Genomic DNA, 20,812 nt, shown 5'->3' on the forward strand with positions numbered 1-20,812 from the left:
ATGAGGGCTGCGAAAGTCAAGGGCGATTCCGTGAACCGATCCGCGGGGCCGGTGCGATGAGGGGACGTGAGCGAAACGAGAAGCGACGGGGAGCTGCTGCGGGCCGCCGCGGACGGCGACCGGCGCGCCTTCGAGGAGCTGTACCGGCGGTACGCGCCGTGGCTGACCGCCCGGCTGCGCGGCCGGTGCGCCGACGGGGGTGTGGTCGACGACGTCGTACAGGAGACGTTCCTCGCGATCTGGCGGGGCAAGGCCCGCTACCGCGAGGACGGTGACGTCGCCGGGTGGCTGTGGCGCATCGGGTCCCGGCGGCTGATCGACGCCCTGCGCGGGGACGGGGCACGGGGGCGGCTGCGGCAGGCGCTGGCCCGCCTGCGGCACCGGGACGAGGCGTCCGCCGAGGAACGCGTGCTCGCGGGGGTCGAGCACGGGGACCTCGCGGGCGCCCTCGTCCGGCTCTCCCCGGAACTGCGCGCGGTGCTGCAGGCGACGGTCATCGACGGCCTGACCACCCGCGAGGCGGCCGTCCTGCTCGGCATCCCGCCGGGCACGGTCAAGACCCGGGCGATGCGCGCCCGGAAGCAACTGCGGGAGGCGCTGTCATGAGCGATCGGACAGCCGATCGGGGCAGTGCGTGCACCGGTGAGCGGGAGGTGGCGGGATGACGTGGCATGTGGACGACGGGGATCTGCGGGCCTACGCGCGGGGCGAGTTGGCGGCGCCGATGGTGTGGTCCGCCGACACGCACCTGATGTCGTGCGGCCGGTGCCGTGAGGTGCTCGCCTCCGTGGGCGAGCCCGTCGACGCGGGCTGGGAGCGGCTGGACGCCGAACTCGACGCGCCCCGCCCGGGGCTGTTCGAGCGGCTGCTGCTGCGGGTCGGCGTCGCCGACCACCTCGCCCGGCTGCTGGCGGCCACTCCCGTACTGCGCCGCTCCTGGCTGGGCGCCGTCGTCGCCGTGCTGGTGACGTCCGTGCTGGCCGCGCAGACCGCCGACTCGCCGACGCTCTTCCTGGCCCTCGCGCCGCTGCTGCCGCTGGCCGGGGTCGCGCTGTCGTACGGGCCCGCACTGGACCCGACGTACGAGATGACGGTGGTCTCCCCGATGCACGGGTTCCGGCTGCTGATGATCCGCACGGTCGCCGTCCTCGCCGCCGGCCTCGGCCTCGACGCCCTGGCGAGCCTCGCCCTGCCCGGCTACGGCCTGCGCGTCCTGGCCTGGCTGCTGCCCGCGCTCGCCCTGACCTCGACCGGCCTGGCACTGTCCGCCCGGCTCGGCCCGGTGCTCGCGCCGTCGCTGGTCGGCGGCGCCTGGGCGACGCTGCTGCTCGCGGCACGCGCCCACGCCCACGGCGCCACGGCGACGCTCGCGCCGTTCACCGCACTCGGCCAGGGGGTGGCGGCGGCGGTCGCCGCGCTCGCCGCCGGGCTGCTGTTCCTCTCACGTGACCGTTTCGACCGCCTCCAGGGGAGTGCCGTATGACACCCACCGTTTCCGCCTCCGGGCTGGGCCTCCGCTTCGGCGGCACCCGCGCCCTCGACGACGTGTCACTGCGGCTGACCCCAGGCGTCACCGGCCTCATCGGCCCCAACGGCGCCGGGAAGACCACCCTGTTGCGGGTGCTGGCCACCGCCGTGCCCGCCGACACCGGCGCCTTCACCGTCCTCGGACACGACCCCGCCACCTCGGCGGGCCGCCAGGACGTGCGCCGCAGCCTCGGCTATCTGCCGCAGACCCCCGGTTTCCACCCGGACTTCACATCCTTCGAGTTCGTCGACTACGTGGCCATCCTCAAGGAGCTGACCGACCGAGGCGCACGCCATCGCGAGGTGCGGCGCGTGCTGGAGGAGGTCGACCTCGGTGACGTACGCGGCAAGCGCATCAAGAAGCTGTCCGGCGGCATGCGCCAGCGGGTCGCCCTGGCGGCGGCGCTGGTCGGCGACCCCGGCTTCCTCGTCCTCGACGAACCGACGGTGGGCCTGGACCCCGAACAGCGCATGCGGTTCCGGGAGTTGATCGCGCAGGCGGGCGAGGGCCGGACGGTACTGCTGTCCACGCATCAGACCGAGGACGTGGCGATGCTCTGCCACCGCGTACTGGTGATGGCCGGCGGCCGCATCCGCTTCGACGGCACCCCCGCCGAACTGACCGAACGGGCGGCCGGCCGGGTGTGGAGCAGCGCGGAACGCGACCCCGGCGCCAAGGCGGGCTGGCGCACCGGCACCGGCTCCTTCCGCAACGTCGGCACCCCGCCGGACGGCGCCGACCTCCTCGAACCCACCCTGGAGGACGGCTACCTGCTCACCCTGGACGACGCGGGCGCGGAGGTGGCGGCATGAGCGCCGTGCTGGAGACGACGGCCACGCCCGTCGCCGTGCGGGAGCGGCACACGCCGTGGGCGGCCGTGATCGCGCTGGCCCGCTTCGAGGCCCGCCAACAGCTGTGGTTCCTCCCGGTGTTCGCGACGCTGCTGCTGTACGTCGGCTACACCGGCTGGCGGTTGCTGTTCCCCGCCGACGGCATGGACACCTACCCGGCCCTGCAGGACGTCGACCGGGCCACCCAGTCCGGGCCGGCGCTGCTGGGCATCGCGCTGTTCGTCTGCGTCAACCGGGCCGCCCTGCGCGACCGCCGGCGGGGCACCGACCGGCAGGTCGACGTGGCGCCGATGGAGCCGTGGCGGCGCACCCTCGCGCACGTCCTGTCCGTCGTCCCGTACGCGGTGCTCACCGCGCTGGTCGTCCTCGGCGAGTTCACCAGGCAGGCGCTCAGGTCCGGCGCGGTGGGTCACGGCTCACCCGCGGAGCTGGCCGTCGGCCCCCTCTACGTCCTGCTGTGCGGCACCCTCGGGGTCCTGGCCGCCCGCCTGGTCCCGTCCTCCTTCGCCGCCCCGCTCCTGGTCGTCGGCCTCTTCGCCTCCTCCTTGTTCCTCTCGGCCGGCACGGGTGACGCAGAGTGGTCCCGCTGGCTGTCACCCATCGTGAGCGAGAACAACCGGGACACCCTTCCCTCGGACCTGATCGGACGCCCCGCCGCCTGGCACGCCCTCTACCTCACCGGCCTGGTCCTCCTCGCGGCCTTCGGCGCCGTACTGGCGGGCGGCGGCCGGACCCGGGTGCTGAAGGCGGGTCTCGCGGGCGCGCTGGCGCTCACGCTGGCCGGCGCGGTCGCCCAGTCCGGCGGCGTCTCACCGCAGTTGCGGGCCGCCCGGGAGCGGGCCTCGGTCAGCCCGGAGAAGGAGCAGACCTGCGTGCGGCGCGAGACCTCCACGTTCTGCGCCTTCCCCGAGTGGACGCCCCGCACGGCCACCTGGGCGAAGGTCGTGCACGAGGTGCAGTCCCTGGCCGGCGGCACCGCGCACACCCAGCCCCTGCTCGTACGGCAGCGCATCGAGGCCCGCTACGGCCTGGACAGCGACTCCGCGATCCTGCCCTCCGCCGACCCCCACCGGGTCACCGTCGGAACGGCCTGGGGCGGCAACCGCGTTCCCGAGTTCTCGGCCGCCGTCGCCTCCGTACTGGTTGCGGGCGACGAGAAGACGGCGGGGGAGATGTGCGACGGCCGCATGGTCACCGTGATGTGGCTGGCCCTGTCCTGGCAGGACGACCCGACGCAGTCCCTGCGCAACGTGCGCCTCGACGACAGCCTGAGCGGCTCGGCGATCGTCCTGTCCCCGACGGACCCGCTGAACATGACGGCGGCGCAGACGGCCGTCGTCCGCGAACTGCTCGGCAAGCCGCGCCGCGATGTCGAGGCCGCGGTGAAGGCCCACTGGAGCCGGCTGACGGCCCCGAAAGTGACGACGGCCGACGCGGCCCGGCTGCTGGGTGCCGCGGTGCCGAAGGGGGGTGCGGAGTCGTGCGAGAGCTGACGCGGGAGTTGATCGCGCCGGTGTGCCGGACGCTGCCGTGGCGTGCGCTGGCGGCGGGCAGCCTCCTGGGGCTGTCGGCGGTCGCCGTCCCCCGTCTGTCGGACGGGGAGCCCGGCCCCTGGGCCACCCTCGCCCTGCTGCGGGCAGCCGCCCTGGCCCACGCCCTGGCCCTGACCTTCCTCCTGGACGACCCGGCCCGGCACACCACGGCGACGGTGCCGGCCCGGCGCCCGCTGCGCGTCGCCCTCCGCCTCGCGCCGGTCGCGCCGGCCACCGCGCTGTGGTGGACGGCCGTACTCCTGCTCGTCCCGTCCTCGGTGCGTCCTCCCACAGGTGCCGTCACCCTCGAGGCGGCGACGACCTGCGCCCTGGCGCTGGCCGGGGCCGCGCTCGCCGTCCGCCTGACGGACGAACCGCGACCGGGGCCGTCGGTGGCGGCGGCGCTGCTGTTCACCGCTCTCCTGGCCGTGCTGCTCTGGCCGGACCGGTGGCCGCTGTTCACCTCGCCGGGGGACCCCAAGTGGGGCGAGGCGCACGAGCGGTGGGCGTGGCTGCTGGCCGGCGCGCTGCTGGTGCTGGGGGCGTGCCTGCCCGAGCCGGTGCGCGGACGGGCGTGGCGCCGGGGACGCCGGCCGTCCCTCGGCCCGTCCGGCGCCTGAGCACGCCCCGGGGCGCGCTCAGGTTTCCGTGCGGTACATCAGGTCCGTCTCGTACGTGACGAACCCCAGCCGCTCGTAGACGGAGACGGCCGTCTTGTTGTCGGCGTCCACGTACAGCATCGCGTTCGGCAGCCCCTGCCCCGCCAGATGCCGCAGCCCGATCGTGGTGAGCGCCTTGCCCAGACCGCCGCCCTGCTCGCCGGGCCGCACGCCCAGCACGTACACCTCGCCCAGCCCCTCCTCGGCGTGCACCTTCGTCCAGTGGAACCCGATGAGTTCGTCACCGCGGAAGGCGAGGAAGAACCCGGCCGGGTCGAACCACGGCTCCGCCTTGCGGTCGTCGAGGTCGCGCCGGGTGAGGGAGCCCTGCTCGGGGTGGTGGGCGAAGGCGGCGGCGTTCACCGCGAGCCACGCCGCGTCGTCCCGGCCGGAGACGAAGGTGCGGACCGTCACGTCCTGCGGCAGGACCGGGTCGGGCAGGTCCAGGCCGGTCAACGGCCGCCGCATCTGCCGCAGTTCGCGGAACAGCGTCAGGCCGAGGACCTGCGCGAGGTGCCGCGCCGCCGAGTGCCCGCCGTGCGCCCACACCCGCAGCCGCTTGCCGGACGCGGCGAGCAGCGCCGTGCCCAGCGCCCGTCCGTGGCCGTGCCCGCGGTGGGCGGGGTGGACGACCAGCTCTGCGGCGGGCGCCTCGACCGGGTCGGTGTCCTCCAGCTGGGCGTAGCCCACGAGTTCGTCGTCGACCGTGAGCAGAAGATGCGAGACGCCCTCGCGCGCGCCGCCGCGCAGTTGCAGGCGCCCCTGTTCCGACACCGCCTGCCGGCCGTCGGCCTCGGCGGCCTCGGCCAGCAGCGCGAGCACGGCCTCGGTCTGCTCGCCGGTCAGCGCGGAGTGGGTCTCGATGGCGCGGGGGCGGCCCGCGCGTGCGGTGTCGTCGCTGGTCATGCGTACGAGGGTAAGGGGCGGCCGCGGCAAAGTGGCGGCACGGGACGAACGGAACACAAAGGCAAAGCGAAGGACAAAGGGAAACCAGGATGTAACCAAGAACCCCCTGTTGTGCTACGCGCGTTGACCCTAGGCTGCGCCGGACGGAGCCGTGCCGTTCGGCGACATCCAGCAGACCCACAGGGGGGCGCATGCCAGCCACTTCCCAGCCGTATCCGCACCGCAGACGCACCTACCGTCTGCTCGCCGCAGCCGCCGGTCTGGCCACCGTCGGTGCCCTGGCCGCCGCGCTCCCGGCGGACGCGCACGAGAACAAGGGCGGCGGCCACCACCCGAGCCGCTACCAGGACGTACAACTGCTGTCCTTCAACGACCTGCACGGCAACCTGGAGCCGCCGTCGGGCTCCTCCGGCCGGGTCACCGAACTGCAGGCGGACGGCACCACGAAGACGATCGACGCCGGTGGCGTCGAGTACCTCGCGACCCATCTGCGCGAGGCCCGCCAGGGCAAGGCGTACTCCATCACGGCGGCCGGCGGCGACATGGTCGGCGCCTCCCCGCTGGTCTCGGGCCTCTTCCACGACGAGCCCACCATCGAGGCACTCAACAAGCTCGACCTGGACGTCACCTCCGTCGGCAACCACGAGTTCGACGAGGGCGCCAAGGAGCTGAAGCGGCTTCAGTACGGCGGCTGCCACCCGACCGACGGCTGCTACACCGACGAGGGCTTCGAGGGCGCCGACTTCCCCTACCTCGCCGCGAACGTCCTCGACGAGAAGACGAACAAGCCGATCCTCAAGCCGTACTGGGTCTGGAAGAAGAAGGACGTCCGGATCGGCTTCATCGGCGTGACCCTGGAGGACACCCCCGGTGTCGTCTCCGCGGACGGGGTCAAGGGCCTGAAGTTCAAGGACGAGGTCGAGACCATCAACAAGTACGCCAAGGTGCTGCGGGCCCAGGGCGTGAACTCCATCGTCGCCCTGATCCACGAGGGTGGGCTGCCGGCCTCCGGCGCGTACAACTACGACTGCGACTCCTCGGGCGCCGGCTCCGGCATCTCCGGCCCGATCGTGGACATCGCGAAGAACATCACCCCGTCCGTGGACGCCCTCGTCACCGGCCACACGCACGCGGCCTACGTCTGCACGATCCCCGACCCCTCGGGCAAGCCGCGCATGGTCACCTCGGCCGCGTCCTTCGGCCGCCTCTACACCGACACCACCCTGACCTACGACCGCCTCACCGGGGACATCGTCCGCACGGCGGTGAAGTCGGCGAACCACGTGGTGACCCGGACCGTCGCCAAGGCCCCGGACATGACCGAGCTGATCGGCCGCTGGAACACCCTCGCCGCGCCGGTCGGCAACCGTCCCATCGGCTACATCTCCGCCGACGTCCCCAACACCGGCACCGAGTCCCCGATGGGCGACCTGATCGCCGACGCCCAGCTCGCGTACGGCAGGAAGCTGGACGCGGAGACCGACCTCGCGCTGATGAACCCGGGCGGTGTGCGGGCCGGGCTGACGTACGCGGCCAAGGGCGCCGAGGGCGACGGAGTCGTCACCTACGCCGAGGGCTTCACCGTGCAGCCGTTCTCCAACACGGTGAACCTGCAGGACTTCACGGGCGCCCAGTTGATCCAGGTGCTCAAGGAGCAGGTGAGCGGCTCGAACACGGCGGCGCCGAAGATCCTGCAGCCGTCGGCGAACCTGACGTACACCCTCGACCTGACGAAGACGGGCGCGGACCGTGTGGTCACCGACTCCATCAGGCTGAACGGCGCCGCGATCGACCCGGCCGCCACCTACCGCGTCGCCACCAACAGCTTCCTCGCGGGCGGCGGCGACGGCTTCACCACGCTCGGCCAGGGCACCAACGACCTGGTCGGCACCGACGACCTGGCGGCGCTGGCGGAGTACCTGACGGCCAACTCCTCCGCGAGCGGCCCGCTCGCGCCTCCGGCCGCGAACCGCATCACGATCGTGCAGTAGCCGCGGCTTCCCCGGTCAGGGGCCCGGTGCCGACAGGCACCGGGCCCCTTTCCTTTTAAATTCTGTGTAAGCACGGGTTCGGTTCCTGAATTGACATAAGAATCTCTCACAGGATCAACTCAGGAACCTCTCAGTGGAATTGGCCTTTTTCGTCTTCGGGAATGCCGTAGTGTTTTCCATGTCGAAAGCGAACGGCGCAAACGACACCGAATCCGAGGAGAGCACCATGAGCTTCCACAAGATCGCCCCGGTCAAGAAGCACCACAAGCCCGCTCCGGCAGCCCCCAGGAAGCCGGCTCCGAAGAAGCCCGCTCCGAAGCGTCGACCGGTCGGCCACCAGGACTGACGGAATTCTTAGCCGTAATTCACTGACGTAAATCAAGAAAGGCACGCACATGAGCTTCAAGAAGATCGCCCCGGTGAAGAAGAACGACTGCAAGAAGGCCGCCCCGGCCGCCGCCAGGAAGCCTGCCCCCAAGAAGCCCGCCCCGAAGCGCCGCCCCGTCGGCCACCAGGGCTGAGGCACACCGCGCGGCGGGGCCACCGGTGGGCGAACCAGCCCGCCAGGTGGCCCCGCCCGGCCATGTCCGCACCACATGAAGGGAGTCGACGACGATGGGAGAGGTCCGCGCGGCCTTCGGCCGGTTCTGGCCGCTGACCCGCGGCGACCGCAGATGGCTGGTGACGATCGTCGCCTGCGTGATCGTGTCCGCGGTCGCCGAGACCGCCTCGATCCTGCTGTTCGCCGAACTCACCGACAACGCCCTGAAGGCCGGCTCGCTCTCCGCCTTCTGGGGACCGGCCGGCGCCTGGCTCGGCGTGGCCGCGCTCGGCGCCCTCGTCGGCTACCTCGGCAACTCGCTCGCCACCTGGACCGCGGAGAGATTCGTCCTGCGCCTGCGCGCCGGGGTGTTCCGGCACGTCCAGGACCTGCCGCCGCACTTCTTCCAGCGGCACCGCCAGGGCGACCTGGTCGAACGCCTCACCGGTGACGTCGAGGCCATCGAGCAGCTCGTCGTCTCCGGAGTCGTCGGCACGGTCTCCGCCGCCTTCTCAGCCGTCTTCTACGCCTGCGCCGCCCTCTACCTGCGCTGGGACCTGGCTCTGGCCACCTTCGTCCTCGCGCCCCTCTTCCTCCTCGCCGCCCGCCGGTTCTCCGGCCGCATCAAGACCGCCTCCCAGGACGAGCGGGTCGCCGACGGCGCGATCACCTCGGTGGTCGAGGAGTCCCTGGGCAACATCGTCCTCACCCAGGCCTACAACCGCCGCGCGGACGAGGAGCGGCGGCTCGACCGCGAGGCCCGCGCCTGGATGCGGGCGAGCGTGCGCGGCGCCCGGCTCGGCGAGATGTACGAGCAGTTCGTCGAGGTCGTCGAGACGCTGTGCGTCCTCGCCGTGATCGGCCTGGGCGTCTGGGAGATCTCCGCCGGCCGCATGACCCTCGGTCAGCTCCTGGCCTTCGCCGCCTTCATCGGCTACCTCTACCCGCCGGTCCGCAGCCTGGGCCAGCTCGGTCTCACCCTCACCGCGGCCACCGCGGGCGCCGAGCGCCTCAACGAGATCCTGGACGCCGAGCCGGCCGTCGCGGACCCCGCCCGGCCGCTCGACGAGTGGCCCGTGCGCGGCTGGGTCGGCTTCCACGCCGTCTCCTTCCGCTACCCCGAGTCCCGCCGCGCCTCCCTGCGTGACGTCAGCTTCTCGGCGGGCCCCGGCGAGCTGGTGATCGTCACCGGAGCGAGCGGCGCCGGCAAGTCCACCCTCTCCAAACTCCTGACCCGCTTCTACGACCCCGCCCAGGGCGTGATCACCCTCGACGGCGTCCCGCTCACCGACCTCTCCCTGCGCTTCCTGCGCGAGAACGTGGCCCTGCTGCCCCAGGAGACCCTGATCCTCAACGGCACGATCCGCGAGAACATCGCCTGCGGCCGCCCCGGCGCGAGCGACGAGGAGATCCGGCGGGCGGCGCGGGAAGCGGCGGCGCACAACTTCATCACCGCACTGCCCGAGGGCTACGACACCCCCATCGCCCCCGGCACGGCCGCTCTCTCCGGCGGCCAGCTGCAGCGCATCGCCATCGCCCGCGCCATGCTGCGCGCCGCACCGGTCCTCGTCCTGGACGAACCGACCGCGGGCCTGGACGCGGTGGCCGCCCGCCAGGTGGTGACCCCGCTGCGCAAGCTGATGGCGGGCCGCACCACGATCATGATCACGCACGATCTGAGCCTGGCGCCGGACGCGGACCGCATCCTGGTCGTCGACCGCGGCCGGCTGGTGGAGACCGGCACCCACCGAGAACTCCTCGCGCGCGGCGGCGCCTACGCGGCCCTCGCCGAGCCCCTGCCGGACGCCGTGGCCGACCTGCCGCCCGCACCGGACGAGACGATGATCCTCAGGTGGTGACCCGCAGGGCCCACCACCGTTGCAGAACGGCGCCCAGGAGCCCGAAGGAGACCAGCGGTACGACCACCAGCAGCAGGAACACGTGCTCCGGGCGTCCGGTGACGATCTCCCAGAAGTCGACCACGAACATGACGGCCAGCACCCCGAGCGCACCGTACGCGGCCCGGGCCCACGCCTTGCGCCGGGCCGCACCGCGCCGGATCAGCTCCTCGACCCGCGGCTGCGGCTCCCAGGCCAGGCTGCGGTGGGGGGCCGCGGACAGGCACAGCTCCGAGACCTCGGCGTACGGATCGTCCAGCTGCCGGTCGTCGATGTGCCAGAGCAGGTGCCGGCGCCCCTCGAAGTCGTACAGGAAGGCCAGCCACCGGGGGCCCGCCGAGCCCGCCCCGCGCGGGGCGGGCTCGACCCGGATGTCGTACACCTCGCGCCACTCCCAGGACCGTGACCGCAGGCGCCCCTGGACGGTGACGCCGGAGGCGGTGACGCGGGTGTGCGCCCGCAGCTGCTCCAGGAGGATCCGCGCCAGGGTCGCCGTGAACAGCAGCCCGACCGTCAGGGGCGCCCATCCGGGCGGCCCGTCGCGATACGCGTACGGGTCGTCGAAACGGCCTGCCTGGACGAGGGCGTTGCCGCCGATCAGCACCGCCAGCCCGATCTGCGTCCACGGCGGCCTGCGCCGTCTTCGGTACACCCGCTCGATCGCGGTCGTGTCCCCGCCCATACGCCCTCCCCATTCGTTCGGGATGATCGTAGGGCGGGTGTCCGTGACCGTCAGGAGGAGGTCGGCGTCCAGTCGCCCAGCCAGTCCGCGACCTCCTGCTGGGCGGCCTGGGCGTCGGTCAGCTGGGGCCGGTCAGCGCTCGCCGCGCCCGAGCCCGCTCCGGTGTTCCTGTACTCCGCGAACCGGTCGTCCTTCCAGGAGAAGCCGCTCATGTCGGTCCACGGGGTGGTCCGGATCGCCGCGCTGAGGCTGGTGTTGCGGACGGTGGTCTGCGGGTCGAGGCTCGCGTCACCCCCGGCGTGCCAGGGCCGCCCGAGGTAGAAGGAGCGGTCGGAGACGTCCCCGTTCACCGTGGAGTCGGCGATCAGGATGCCGTGGCGGCCCGCGGCGGTCGACGGGGCGGTGACGTACCCGGCCGAGGTGCCGTTGTAGCGTTTCTTCAGGGTGATGACCGACTTGTCGATGACCGCGGTCGCCCGGCCGAAGATGAAGTCGACGTTGCCGACGACATAGGAGTTGGTCATGTACACCCGGCCCAGCCTGTCCTTGGACGCGGTGTCGACGAGCAGGGTGTCCTGGTCCCCGCTGACGATGACGCCGTCCAGGAACACCTTGTCGGCGCTGGTGCGCAGGGCGACGGCCTGCTGGGCGATGTCGGTGTGCGCGGCCTCGTCGAAGTCGTTGGAGATGGTCAGGTTGCGGGCCTGGAAGTCGTCGGCGTCCACGGCGACGGTCGCGCTGCCGCCGGTGCCGTACGTTCCCGAACCGTCGGGCTTCTGCGTGCCGGCCGCGTTGCTGTAGACGATCACCGTGTCCTTGCGGCTGCCGCCCGTGCCCTGGATGGTAACGTGCGGCTTGTTCGCCGGGACCTTCACCAGCTCGCGGTACGTGCCCGGCTTGACGGAGATGACGACGCGCGAGGTGTTGTTCGCCGGTACGGCGTTCACCGCGGCCTGCACGGTCCTGTACTGACCGCTGCCGTCCTGGGCGACGGTGAGCGTCGTGGCGGCGGCGGACGTGGTGCCGGCGGCCGTCGTACCGATGGAACTGCGCGGCCCGGCACCGGACTTCAGGAGTGCGGGCACGTCGGCGGCCTGGTCGAGGGTGTAGGCGTAGTAGCTCCTGGGGTCCCAGGCGGCCCCCGACCCGCCGCTCTCGTTGCGCCCGCTCGTGCCGGGGAGCAGACCGTAGGCGGCGGCCGAGGTGGCGGCCAGGACGAGCGGGACGGCGACGGCGAGCGCGGCCTTGGACCGACGGTGCTGGGCCATGGGGGGTTTCCAATCCGTGCGGGGACAGAGGACCGCTGATGGGTCGTCACCCCGCAGGGAAAGGTTGCCGGGTCGCCGTCCTACTGCGCCGGATCCGGTGGCGACCGTCCTACTGCGCCGGATCCGGTGGCGGCGTCGGCGCGCCCGGCAGTCGTACGGTCGCCACGGTTCCGCCGCCCTGCGCGCGCTCCAGCGTCACCTCGCCGCCGGCCTGCTGGACCGTGCGGACCACGATGGACAGGCCGAGCCCGGAGCCGGGCAGCGCGCGGGCGCTCGGGGAACGCCAGAAGCGGTCGAAGACGTGGGGGAGTTCGTCCTCCGGGATGCCGGGGCCGTGGTCGCGGACGGTCAGCACGCCCTCGCTCAGCTGGACCTCGACGGTCCCGCCCTCCGGGCTGAACTTCACCGCGTTGTCGAGGATGTTGACGAGCGCCCGCTCCAGGGCGGAGGGCTCGGCCCGGACGTACCAGGGCTGGAGGTCGGCGGTGATCGTCAGCTCGGGGCCGCGGAGCCGGGCCCGGCGCAGGGCCGCCTCCGCGGTGTCCCGCAGCGAGACGACCTGCACGCGCTCGCCCCGCTGGCCCTCCGACCTCGACAGCTCCTGCAGGTCCCCGATCAACGACGCCAGTTCGGTCATCTGCGCCTTCACCGAGGCCAGGAGCGCCTTGCGGTCGGCCTCCGGGATGGGGCGGCCGGTCTCCTCGCTGCGGGTGAGGAGCTCGATGTTGGTGCGCAGGGAGGTGAGGGGCGTACGGAGCTCGTGACCGGCGTCCGCGATGAGCTGCTGCTGCAGCTCGCGGGAGCTGGCCAGCGAGGAGGTCATCGAGTTGAAGGAACGGGACAGCCGGGCCACCTCGTCCTCGGCGTCGTCCTCCACCGGGATGCGGATGCTCAGGTCCTCGGTCCGGGCCACATGCTCGACGGCCTCGGTGAGCTTGTCCACGGGCCGCAGCCCGGCCCGGGCGACGGCGAGGCCCGCGGCGCCCGCACCCAGGACTCCGATGCCGGAGACGAGGAGGAGGATGAGGGCAAGCTCGTTGAGGGTCGACTGAGTGCCCTTGAGCGGGACCGCGAGTTGCAGCGCAACCCCTCGCCCGTCGTTCTGGTCGACCCCCAGGTACAGCGTCAGCACACGGACGGCGTTGCCGTGGTTGTCGGTGCCATTGCGGAAGTTGCCCTGGAGGAATTCGGCTGCCTTGATCACGTTCTTGTCGGAGCCGGTGACCTTGACGGTGCCCGGGGAAGTGGGATCGACACAGGGATCGCCGCTCTCCTTGATCGCCTGGACGTAGTCGTTCCGGCCCGGGTAGTTCTGCTGGTTCTGCTGCGGGTTCTGGCTGCACTTCTGCAGGAGCTGGTTGACCGTGCCGGGGCGCCGTGCCATCTGGTTGAGGTCGTCGTTGACCTGCTCGTACAACTTCCCCTGCACGATGAACCAGCACGTCACCGACACCGCTGCCACCGCGAACGCGACGGCCGCGGCGACCAGCATCGCCAGTCGGGAGCGGATCGGCAGCGTCTGGAAGCGCCGTAGGACCCTCTTCACTCCGCCCCGCCCTGCCGCAGCACATACCCCACGCCCCGCACGGTGTGCACGAGCCGCGGCTCGCCGCCCGCCTCGGTCTTGCGGCGCAGGTACATCACGTACACGTCCAGCGAGTTGGACGACGGCTCGAAGTCGAAGCCCCACACGGCCTTCAGGATCTGCTCCCGGGTCAGCACCTGCCTCGGGTGTGCCATGAACATCTCCAGGAGGGTGAACTCCGTGCGCGTCAGCTCCACCTGCCGTCCGCCCCGCGTCACCTCCCGCGTCGCCAGATCCATCCGCAGGTCGGCGAAGGTGAGCGCCTCGTCCTCGTCGGCCGGGCCGGCGCCGGCCGCCGCGGCGTAGGAGCTGCGCCGCAGCAGCGCGCGGACGCGGGCGAAGAGCTCGTCCAGTTCGAACGGCTTGACCAGGTAGTCGTCGGCGCCCGCGTCGAGCCCGGTGACCCGGTCGCCGACCGTGTCCCGGGCCGTCAGCATCAGGATCGGCGTGGTGTCGCCCGCGCCGCGGATGCGGCGGGCCGCGGTGAGGCCGTCCATGCGGGGCATCTGGATGTCGAGGACCACGAGGTCGGGGCGGTAGGCGGTGGCCTTGTCGAGGGCGTCGGCGCCGTCGACCGCGACCTCGGTGTCGTACCCCTCGAAGGCGAGGCTGCGCTGGAGTGCTTCGCGCACGGCCGGCTCGTCGTCGACGATCAGGATGCGCTGCGGTTCACGGTCGCCGTCGGCGGGGCTCATGGGATCCGGTTCCTCGGGTGCGGTGGGGTGCGCGGGCTGACGACTCAGCGTCGCACGGTTTCAGCCTCGTACGGTACGGCGGCGGGTGCGGGCGGCCGTCGTCCGGCGCCCGGTGACGAGGGCGGGGGCCACCTCCGGGGCGCGGCCCGCCGGTGCGTGCAGTTCGTACGCCACCTCGAGGGCCAGGGTGAAGGCGGTCGGGTCGGTGCCCGCACCGGGGTGGGAGACCTGCTTGATCATGACGTACTCCTTGCTGTCGCGGGGGTGCGTGGGTCAGCTGGTGGAGCCCGACCGGAGCGTGGCCAGGTCGGCCTTGACGGTGTTGATCGGGATGGCGAAGCCGAGGCCGATGCTGCCGGCGTCCGAGGAGGACGAGCCGGAGGACGAACTGGCGGAGTACATCGCGGAGTTGATGCCGATGATGTTGCCGCCGGCGTCGATCAGCGCGCCACCGGAGTTGCCGGGGTTGAGGGAGGCGTCCGTCTGGATGGCCTTGTAGGTGGTGGTGGACGAGCCGGTGTCGCCGTTGAACTGGCGGCCGCCGAACTGGAACGGCCAGTTGCCGTCGCCGCCCTGCTGCTGGCCCTGGCTCTCGTCGGTGGAGACGGTCACGTCACGGTTGAGGGAGGACACGATGCCGCTGGTGACGGTGCCGGACAGGCCCTCGGGGGAGCCGATCGCCACCACCGTGTCGCCGACCTGGACGCCGCTGGAGTTGCCGAGGGTGGCCGGCTTCAGACCGGAGGCGCCCGACAGCTTGATCAGGGCGAGGTCCTTCTTGCTGTCGGTGCCGACGACCTTCGCGGTGTACGACTTTCCGTCGCTGGTCGTCACCTTGATCGACTGGGCCCCGGAGATGACGTGGTTGTTGGTGACGATCTCGCCGCCGCTGGTGATGATCACGCCGGAGCCGGTGGACGTGCCGTTGCTCAGTGTGGCGCTGACCTCGACCACGCTCGGGCTGACGGCCGCGGCGATGGAGGCGACGTCGCCCTTCTTGCTGGAGGGCACCACGCTGGTCGTCGTGGAGCTGGTGGCGACGGTGTCGCTGCCGGTCAGCTCCTGGAAGGCGTACGCGGTACCGCCGCCTATCGCCGCGGCCACGATCGCCACGGCGGCCAGCAGGGCGAAGGGGCCCCGGGCGCGCTTCCTCGCGGCCGGCGCGGTTCCGGGCGCGGGCTCGGCGGGGACGGTGGGGAGTACCGCCGTACCGCCGCCGTCCCCGCCGCCCTCTCCGCCGGCCATGGACTGGGGGGCGCCCGGCCACACGGTGGTGCCCGGCGCGACGCTGACCGGCTCCGCCTGCGCGGGCCGGTGCGCCGGCGGGGGCGGCCACTCCGGGTTCACGGGGGAGGAGGAGTGCTGCTGGGCGCCCTGGTAAGGGTTCTCGTACTGCTCGTACTCGCCGTCGCGGCGGAAGCTCTCGGTCATGTCATCGAGCTTGTCGCGCGACCATGAGAGCTTCCTGAGTGCCCGCTGAGAACGCCGCCAGAACCTCGTATGCCCGATATAAAGCCGATTACGGCGGCGGGCGGGGGTCTCTCAGAAACCCCTCATGAAGTCGGTCAGTCGCAGCCGCACGACCGGCGCGCGACCAGCCGGGACGGGAAGGTCTTCAGCCGCTCCCGCCGGGCGCCCGCCACCCGCAGACCGTCGTCCAGGACCAGGTCCACGGCGGCCCGGGCCATCGCGCTGCGGTCGGAGGCGACCGTCGTCAGCGGCGGGTCCGCGAGCGCCGCCTCCTTGATGTCGTCGAAGCCGGCCACCGCGAGCTCGCCGGGGACGTCGATGCGCAGCTCCCGCGCGGCCCGCAGCACGCCGATGGCCTGGTCGTCGGTGGAGCAGAAGACGGCGGGCGGCCGCCGCGGCCCGGAGAGGATCTCCAGCGCTATGCGGTACGCGTCGTAGCGGTTGTACGGCGCCTCGAACAGCCGCCCCTCGGTCGGCTTGCCGGCCTCCTCCATCGCGCGCCGCCAGCCCTCGACGTGGTCGGAGACCGGGTCGCCGACGGCGGGGGTGTCGGCCGTGCCGCCCATACAGGCGACGTACTCGTACCCGTGCTCCAGCAGATGCTGCACGGCGAGGTGGGCGCCGCCCAGGTCGTCGGTGACGACGGCGACGTCGTCGATGGCCTCGGGCCGCTCGTGCAGCAGCACGACCCGGGCGTCCCAGGCCTCGATCTCGGCGGCGGCGAGGTCGTTCAGGGCGTGGGAGACGAGGATGAGGCCCGAGACCCGCATGCCGAGGAAGGCGCGCAGGTAGTGGACCTCGCGCTCGGCGACGTAGTCGGTGTTGCCGACGAGGACCATCTTCCCGCGCTCGGAGGCGGCCTGTTCGACCGCGTGGGCCATCTCGCCGAAGAAGGGCTGGCGCGCGTCCGGGATGATCAGGCCTATGAGATCCGTCCGGCGGGACGCCATCGCCTGGGCGACCCGGTCGGGCCGGTACCCCAGCTCCTTGATGGCGGCGAGGACACGCTCGCGCGTGGCCGGGGCGACCGGCCGGGGTCCGTTGTTGATGACGTAGCTGACCACGGCGGTGGAAGTCCCCGCCAGCCGCGCCACATCGTCCCGAGTCACCTTGGCCACGCGCGGAGTCTACGCGGATATACCCGGCCCGGGCAGGGCGAGCGGAACCTTCCCGCCGCCTCCTGTGCACAGGAGATGCCCTGCCCAGGGGCCGTTCATGCCTCCGCCGGCACCTCGGCGCCGTCCGGCACGGACGCGGTGTCCGTATCCTCCATCTTTGCCCGTTCCGCCGTGGCCTTGGCCTCCTCGGCGACACGGTCGGCCTTCTCCGGAGTAACGAATCGATAACCGACGTTCCGGACGGTGCCGATCAGCGACTCGTGCTCGGGGCCGAGCTTGGCGCGCAGCCGCCGTACGTGCACGTCGACCGTTCGGGTGCCGCCGAAGTAGTCGTAGCCCCAGACCTCCTGCAGCAGCTGCGCGCGGGTGAAGACGCGGCCGGGGTGCTGGGCGAGGTACTTCAGGAGCTCGAACTCCTTGAAGGTGAGGTCGAGGACCCGCCCCTTGAGTTTCGCGCTGTAGGTGGCCTCGTCGACGGACAGGTCGCCGTTGCGGATCTCCATGGGGGAGTCGTCGTTGACGATCTGCTGCCGGCCCATGGCCAGCCGGAGCCGGGCCTCGACCTCCGCCGGGCCGGCGGTGTCGAGCAGGACGTCGTCGATGCCCCAGTCGGCGGTGACGGCGGCGAGGCCGCCCTCGGTGACGACGAGGATGAGCGGACAGCCCGGGCCGGTGGAGCGCAGCAGCTGGCACAGGCTGCGGACCTGCGGAAGGTCGCGTCGGCCGTCGATGAGGATGACGTCGGCGCCCGGGGTGTCGACGAGTGCGGGGCCCTCCGCCGGTGCCACCCGCACGTTGTGCAGCAACAGGCCGAGCGCCGGGAGCACCTCCGTCGACGGCTGGAGGGCGTTGGTCAGGAGCAGCAGAGAACTCATACGTCTGGTTCCTCCTCGGTCCCTGCGAGGACGTGTGCGGTGTATCACCTGCTCTGCGATCCCGAAGGCCCCGTACACCGGCGGTCACCTGGAGTTTCCCGCTTCGTATACAACGCTTCCGAAAGCACAAAAGGACCCGGGGGCTACGCTGCCCGAGTCCTCTGCCCAGCAGAATAGCCCACATGAGCACTACTCCGGCAGGTCATGTGGCCCGTTCCACCGTTCGTCCGAATCCCGAGACGATCAGACGTGCACCTATGCGGACGTTTCTCCACACGGACGACGGAGTGACGATCGATTCCGTATACGACCCGCCGGCCGCCGTATACGACATCTCCGCGCCACCCGCCGTCGACCTCGTGTTCGTCCTCGCCCACGGCTTCACCGGCGATGTGGACAAGCCCCACGTACGGCGGGTGGTGGCGGCGTTGACGCAGTTCGGGGCGGTGGTCTCGTTCTCCTTCCGCGGCCACGGCGCCTCCGGCGGACGGTCGACGGTCGGCGACAAGGAGGTGCTCGACCTGGCGGCCGCCGTGGAGTGGGCGCGTGGGCTCGGGCACACGCGCGTGGCGACCGTCGGCTTCTCCATGGGCGGTTCGGTGGTGCTGCGGCACGCGGCGCTGTACGGACCGGAGCGCGGGGGGCGCACCGAAGCGGGCACGGACGCGGTGATCTCGGTGAGTGCGCCGGCCCGTTGGTACTACCGGGGCACGGCCCCCATGCGGAAGCTGCACTGGCTGGTGACCCGCCCGGAGGGCCGCTTGGTCGGCCGCTACGGCTTCCGTACGCGCATCCACCACCGGGAGTGGAACCCGGTACCGCTGTCCCCGGTGGAGGCCGTCCCGAGGATCGCCCCGACCCCGCTGCTGATCGTGCACGGCGACCGGGACGGCTACTTCCCGCTGGACCACCCCCGCATGCTGGCCGCTGCCGCCGGTGAGCACGGCGAACTCTGGCTGGAGGGCGGCATGGGCCACGCGGAGCACGCGGCGACGGACCAACTCCTGGCACGCATCGGCGGCTGGGCCGTCGACGCGGCGGGCTAGCGTCTCTGATCGGCCACGCGATCCAGTACAGGTGTGGTGTCCGGTACGGGCGCTGCCCACCGTGGTGGGGTGGCGTGGGCGTGCAGGTGAAACCCTGCGCCCAGTGCTGCCCCCCTTGGCCGGTGTCGGCTGATGGCGGGTGTGCTGATCGTCGTCACGCCCTGGTGCCGGTGGGCTGCGCGGGGCAGCCGTATACGGCCCGGTGGTGCGTGTCCCTCCGGACGCTTGCCCGCCTGACCCGTGGGTCTGGTGGGGGAGGGTGCCCTGCGTCGCCTGGGCGCGGGGCGTGGGGTGCGGCGCCGGATGGGCGCGGTCCTGGACCGGTCTTTCCGGCGGGTCTGGGTGGTCGTCGCGGTGACCAATGCGGTGACCTCGAGCTTGTCAACCACGCTGCGGATGACCATCGCCCCGCTCGCACGGTCGACCACGGTCTTGGCCTGGTGGGCGAGGCCACGGGCGGCGATGCGCTGCCAGGCGCCGGTGTCGCGGTCGCCCTGCCAGCCACAGTCGGGGCTGGGACATCGGGCCCATTTCCAACCGGGGGTGGTGGGCCGGTCGGGGGCCTTTCGATGACGTAGCGGGACGAGGCAGCGGGGACAGTGCCGTGAGGTGTTTCGGGCTGGGACGGTGACCACGGCGATACCTGCTTCGGCGGCAAGATGCCGCATCCGCTCCACGATCTGTCCGCGGACCTGCTGGGAGAGGCGGGTGTTGAGGGCGCGACCCATGCCGCTGGCTTCCATGGACCGGAGGTCTTCGACGTAGATGACGCTCGCGCCGACGGTGAGGGCGTGGTCGACGGTCCAGCGGGCGGCGGCTCGGGCCAGGGCGGCGTTGAGGTTCGAGCGCCGGTCCGACACTCGCCGGATCTCCTCGGCCAGGACGGCGTGCTTGCCACTCAGCGTATGTGCGTCGGCTTCGATGATGAGCCGTTGATAGTGGTCGGCTTTGGCCTGCAGGTGTTCGGACTGGCGACGCAGTCGATGCTGTTTGGCGAGCACACCACTGGCCCGGAATCGGGCACCAGAACCCAGCGCAGTGATCGTCCCGTTGCCGCGCAACTGGATCACCCCTGCGCTGAGCAGCGTGTTCAGCCCCCAGTCCACGCCCAGCGCCACGGTGTGCCCGGTGCGTCGGGCCTTCGGCACGACATGGGTGTAGGCCAGATCGACCCGCACCCGCCCCCGTTGGATGCGCAGAGTGGGCAGGTGCAGCACAGCGCCGGGCGGAACGGTCGGCGGCAGCTTGATCGGGCACGCGACCCACACCCAGTCCCCGTATGACCGGGGGTCGGGGCGGCTCGGGAGTTGCAGCCGCAGCAGCGCCCGACTCGGGTCGTCGGCACGGGCGAATGTGGCCTGCTGCGCGTCACAGGTCGACAGCAGCAGCATCCGCGCCGCGTGGGGCGGGGCCTCCAGTTCGAACACGTCGATCGGCAACCGGCCATGCGCGTGCTGGAAAGCCGCGACCTGCCGAGTGCGGGACTTGATCACGCCGGACGGCAGGGACATTCCGTCGGGAACTGCCGCACGGACGGCCTCCCACTCATCGGGGGCGCGTTTTGCGGGATCGACCGGCCACGTAGCAAGGAGACCTGCGGTCAGGTCGGTCCGCCACTTCGCCGACCGCAACATGCGGCCGGCCTGTTCCTGTGCCATGCGAACGATCCGGTCGTTGACCGTCACATCTGCGGCAGGTGCGGTGCCCCAGGACAATCGTCGCATCGCCATCCAAGCGTTCGACGGCAGAGCTCGCCCTGTGGCATCGACACCGCAGGCCAGCAGGCCCACGTCGGTTGCGTTCCAGTGCTCGGCCAGCAGCGCGCGGACCATGCCGGAGACCAGATCGGCGGCCCAGCCGATCCGCTCCGTCAGCGCTCCGACCGCCAGGACTTCGCCCGTCTTCTCCACCACGCCCGCCCGCAGCAGCCCATGGGCGCAGGTGGTGCGGGACGCCTCGTCGGAACCGAACGCCAACTTCCGGCTCATCGGCCCCCCCCCGATCCGTGGTGCTGTCATTAGGTCAACGACACGTCGGCGCACAGGTCACGCATTCGGCGTACGGACTTGTATGCGACTCTGATGTCGTCTAGGGGCTCGCAGCTTGACGTCGACGGGGAGCACATCGTTGCCATCCCAGAGAATTGCGTGAGCCGACGCTGTGCATC

18 protein-coding genes and 1 pseudogene are annotated in these 20,812 nt (G+C 71.9%); 9 read left to right on the plus strand and 10 right to left on the minus strand.

Going from position 1 to position 20,812, the window contains the following annotated elements; all coding sequences use genetic code 11:
* Positions 1-66 precede the first annotated feature (66 nt).
* From ACQF4J_RS24710 to ACQF4J_RS24730, 5 genes are read left to right on the plus strand one after another with little or no spacing between them, the layout of a single operon-like run.
* Positions 67-606 carry an RNA polymerase sigma factor gene (locus ACQF4J_RS24710; protein ID WP_351560474.1) on the plus strand — a complete coding sequence of 180 codons (540 nt, stop codon included), beginning with the start codon at positions 67-69 and terminating at the stop codon, positions 604-606.
* 55 nt (positions 607-661) lie between these two features.
* Positions 662-1,483, plus strand: a complete 822-nt coding sequence (locus tag ACQF4J_RS24715) for a zf-HC2 domain-containing protein (protein WP_351560479.1) — start codon at positions 662-664, stop codon at positions 1,481-1,483.
* Positions 1,480-2,340 (plus strand): ABC transporter ATP-binding protein, encoded by an 861-nt coding sequence (locus tag ACQF4J_RS24720; protein WP_351560481.1) that lies wholly within the window; start codon positions 1,480-1,482, stop codon positions 2,338-2,340. The genes ACQF4J_RS24715 and ACQF4J_RS24720 overlap by 4 nt, the downstream gene beginning before the upstream one ends.
* On the plus strand, positions 2,337-3,872 hold the full coding sequence (locus ACQF4J_RS24725; RefSeq protein WP_351560485.1) for an ABC transporter permease: 1,536 nt from the start codon (positions 2,337-2,339) through the stop codon (positions 3,870-3,872). The genes ACQF4J_RS24720 and ACQF4J_RS24725 overlap by 4 nt, the downstream gene beginning before the upstream one ends.
* Positions 3,860-4,531 (plus strand): ABC transporter, encoded by a 672-nt coding sequence (locus ACQF4J_RS24730; RefSeq protein WP_427166817.1) that lies wholly within the window; start codon positions 3,860-3,862, stop codon positions 4,529-4,531. Before ACQF4J_RS24725 ends, ACQF4J_RS24730 begins: the two co-directional genes overlap by 13 nt.
* An 18-nt stretch (positions 4,532-4,549) precedes the next feature.
* Here the strand turns inward: ACQF4J_RS24730 and mshD are convergent, their stop codons facing one another.
* Positions 4,550-5,476: a mycothiol synthase gene (gene mshD / locus ACQF4J_RS24735; protein ID WP_351560489.1), complete on the minus strand. Its 927-nt coding sequence runs from the start codon at positions 5,474-5,476 to the stop codon at positions 4,550-4,552.
* Positions 5,477-5,667: 191 nt separating this feature from the next.
* On the opposite strand from mshD, the gene ACQF4J_RS24740 reads away from it, so the two are divergent.
* The 3 genes from ACQF4J_RS24740 to ACQF4J_RS24750 all read left to right on the plus strand — a co-directional run bounded on the left by ACQF4J_RS24740 (position 5,668) and on the right by ACQF4J_RS24750 (position 9,867).
* Complete coding sequence (locus ACQF4J_RS24740) at positions 5,668-7,467, plus strand: bifunctional metallophosphatase/5'-nucleotidase (RefSeq protein WP_351560491.1); 1,800 nt, start codon at positions 5,668-5,670, stop codon at positions 7,465-7,467.
* A 395-nt stretch (positions 7,468-7,862) separates the two neighbouring features.
* Positions 7,863-7,988 carry a hypothetical protein gene (locus ACQF4J_RS24745; RefSeq protein WP_267956035.1) on the plus strand — a complete coding sequence of 42 codons (126 nt, stop codon included), beginning with the start codon at positions 7,863-7,865 and terminating at the stop codon, positions 7,986-7,988.
* 94 nt (positions 7,989-8,082) lie between these two features.
* Positions 8,083-9,867: an ABC transporter ATP-binding protein gene (locus tag ACQF4J_RS24750; RefSeq protein ID WP_351560493.1), complete on the plus strand. Its 1,785-nt coding sequence runs from the start codon at positions 8,083-8,085 to the stop codon at positions 9,865-9,867.
* Here the strand turns inward: ACQF4J_RS24750 and ACQF4J_RS24755 are convergent.
* The 8 genes and pseudogenes from ACQF4J_RS24755 to ACQF4J_RS24790 all read right to left on the minus strand — a co-directional run bounded on the left by ACQF4J_RS24755 (position 9,857) and on the right by ACQF4J_RS24790 (position 17,599).
* Complete coding sequence (locus ACQF4J_RS24755; protein WP_351560495.1) at positions 9,857-10,588, minus strand: PH domain-containing protein; 732 nt, start codon at positions 10,586-10,588, stop codon at positions 9,857-9,859. The two genes, ACQF4J_RS24750 and ACQF4J_RS24755, sit on opposite strands and share 11 nt — an antisense overlap.
* Positions 10,589-10,638: 50 nt before the next feature.
* Positions 10,639-11,763 (minus strand): annotated as a pseudogene (locus tag ACQF4J_RS24760) (pectinesterase family protein); the annotation flags it as partial.
* Positions 11,764-11,965: 202 nt separating this feature from the next.
* Positions 11,966-13,402: a sensor histidine kinase gene (locus tag ACQF4J_RS24765; protein ID WP_427166818.1), complete on the minus strand. Its 1,437-nt coding sequence runs from the start codon at positions 13,400-13,402 to the stop codon at positions 11,966-11,968.
* On the minus strand, positions 13,399-14,136 hold the full coding sequence (locus ACQF4J_RS24770) for a response regulator transcription factor (RefSeq protein ID WP_351560499.1): 738 nt from the start codon (positions 14,134-14,136) through the stop codon (positions 13,399-13,401). Before ACQF4J_RS24770 ends, ACQF4J_RS24765 begins: the two co-directional genes overlap by 4 nt.
* Before the next feature lie 60 nt (positions 14,137-14,196).
* On the minus strand, positions 14,197-14,376 hold the full coding sequence (locus ACQF4J_RS24775; RefSeq protein WP_351560501.1) for a hypothetical protein: 180 nt from the start codon (positions 14,374-14,376) through the stop codon (positions 14,197-14,199).
* A 33-nt stretch (positions 14,377-14,409) separates the two neighbouring features.
* Positions 14,410-15,567: a S1C family serine protease gene (locus ACQF4J_RS24780; RefSeq protein ID WP_351560503.1), complete on the minus strand. Its 1,158-nt coding sequence runs from the start codon at positions 15,565-15,567 to the stop codon at positions 14,410-14,412.
* Between the two features lie 134 nt (positions 15,568-15,701).
* On the minus strand, positions 15,702-16,724 hold the full coding sequence (locus tag ACQF4J_RS24785; protein ID WP_351560505.1) for a LacI family DNA-binding transcriptional regulator: 1,023 nt from the start codon (positions 16,722-16,724) through the stop codon (positions 15,702-15,704).
* A gap of 95 nt (positions 16,725-16,819) precedes the next feature.
* On the minus strand, positions 16,820-17,599 hold the full coding sequence (locus ACQF4J_RS24790) for a winged helix-turn-helix transcriptional regulator (RefSeq protein ID WP_351560507.1): 780 nt from the start codon (positions 17,597-17,599) through the stop codon (positions 16,820-16,822).
* Positions 17,600-17,781: 182 nt separating this feature from the next.
* Between ACQF4J_RS24790 and ACQF4J_RS24795 the strand changes: the two genes are divergently transcribed.
* Positions 17,782-18,645 (plus strand): alpha/beta hydrolase family protein, encoded by an 864-nt coding sequence (locus ACQF4J_RS24795; RefSeq protein ID WP_351560509.1) that lies wholly within the window; start codon positions 17,782-17,784, stop codon positions 18,643-18,645.
* On the opposite strand, the gene ACQF4J_RS24800 is transcribed toward ACQF4J_RS24795, so the two are convergent.
* The gene (locus ACQF4J_RS24800; protein ID WP_427166819.1) at positions 18,642-20,633 is read right to left on the minus strand and encodes a zinc ribbon domain-containing protein; all 1,992 of its coding nucleotides are present in this window, start codon (positions 20,631-20,633) and stop codon (positions 18,642-18,644) included. The two genes, ACQF4J_RS24795 and ACQF4J_RS24800, sit on opposite strands and share 4 nt — an antisense overlap.
* Positions 20,634-20,812 lie beyond the last annotated feature (179 nt).

Source organism: Streptomyces sp. C1-1, assembly GCF_050214755.1.
Classification (GTDB): domain Bacteria; phylum Actinomycetota; class Actinomycetes; order Streptomycetales; family Streptomycetaceae; genus Streptomyces.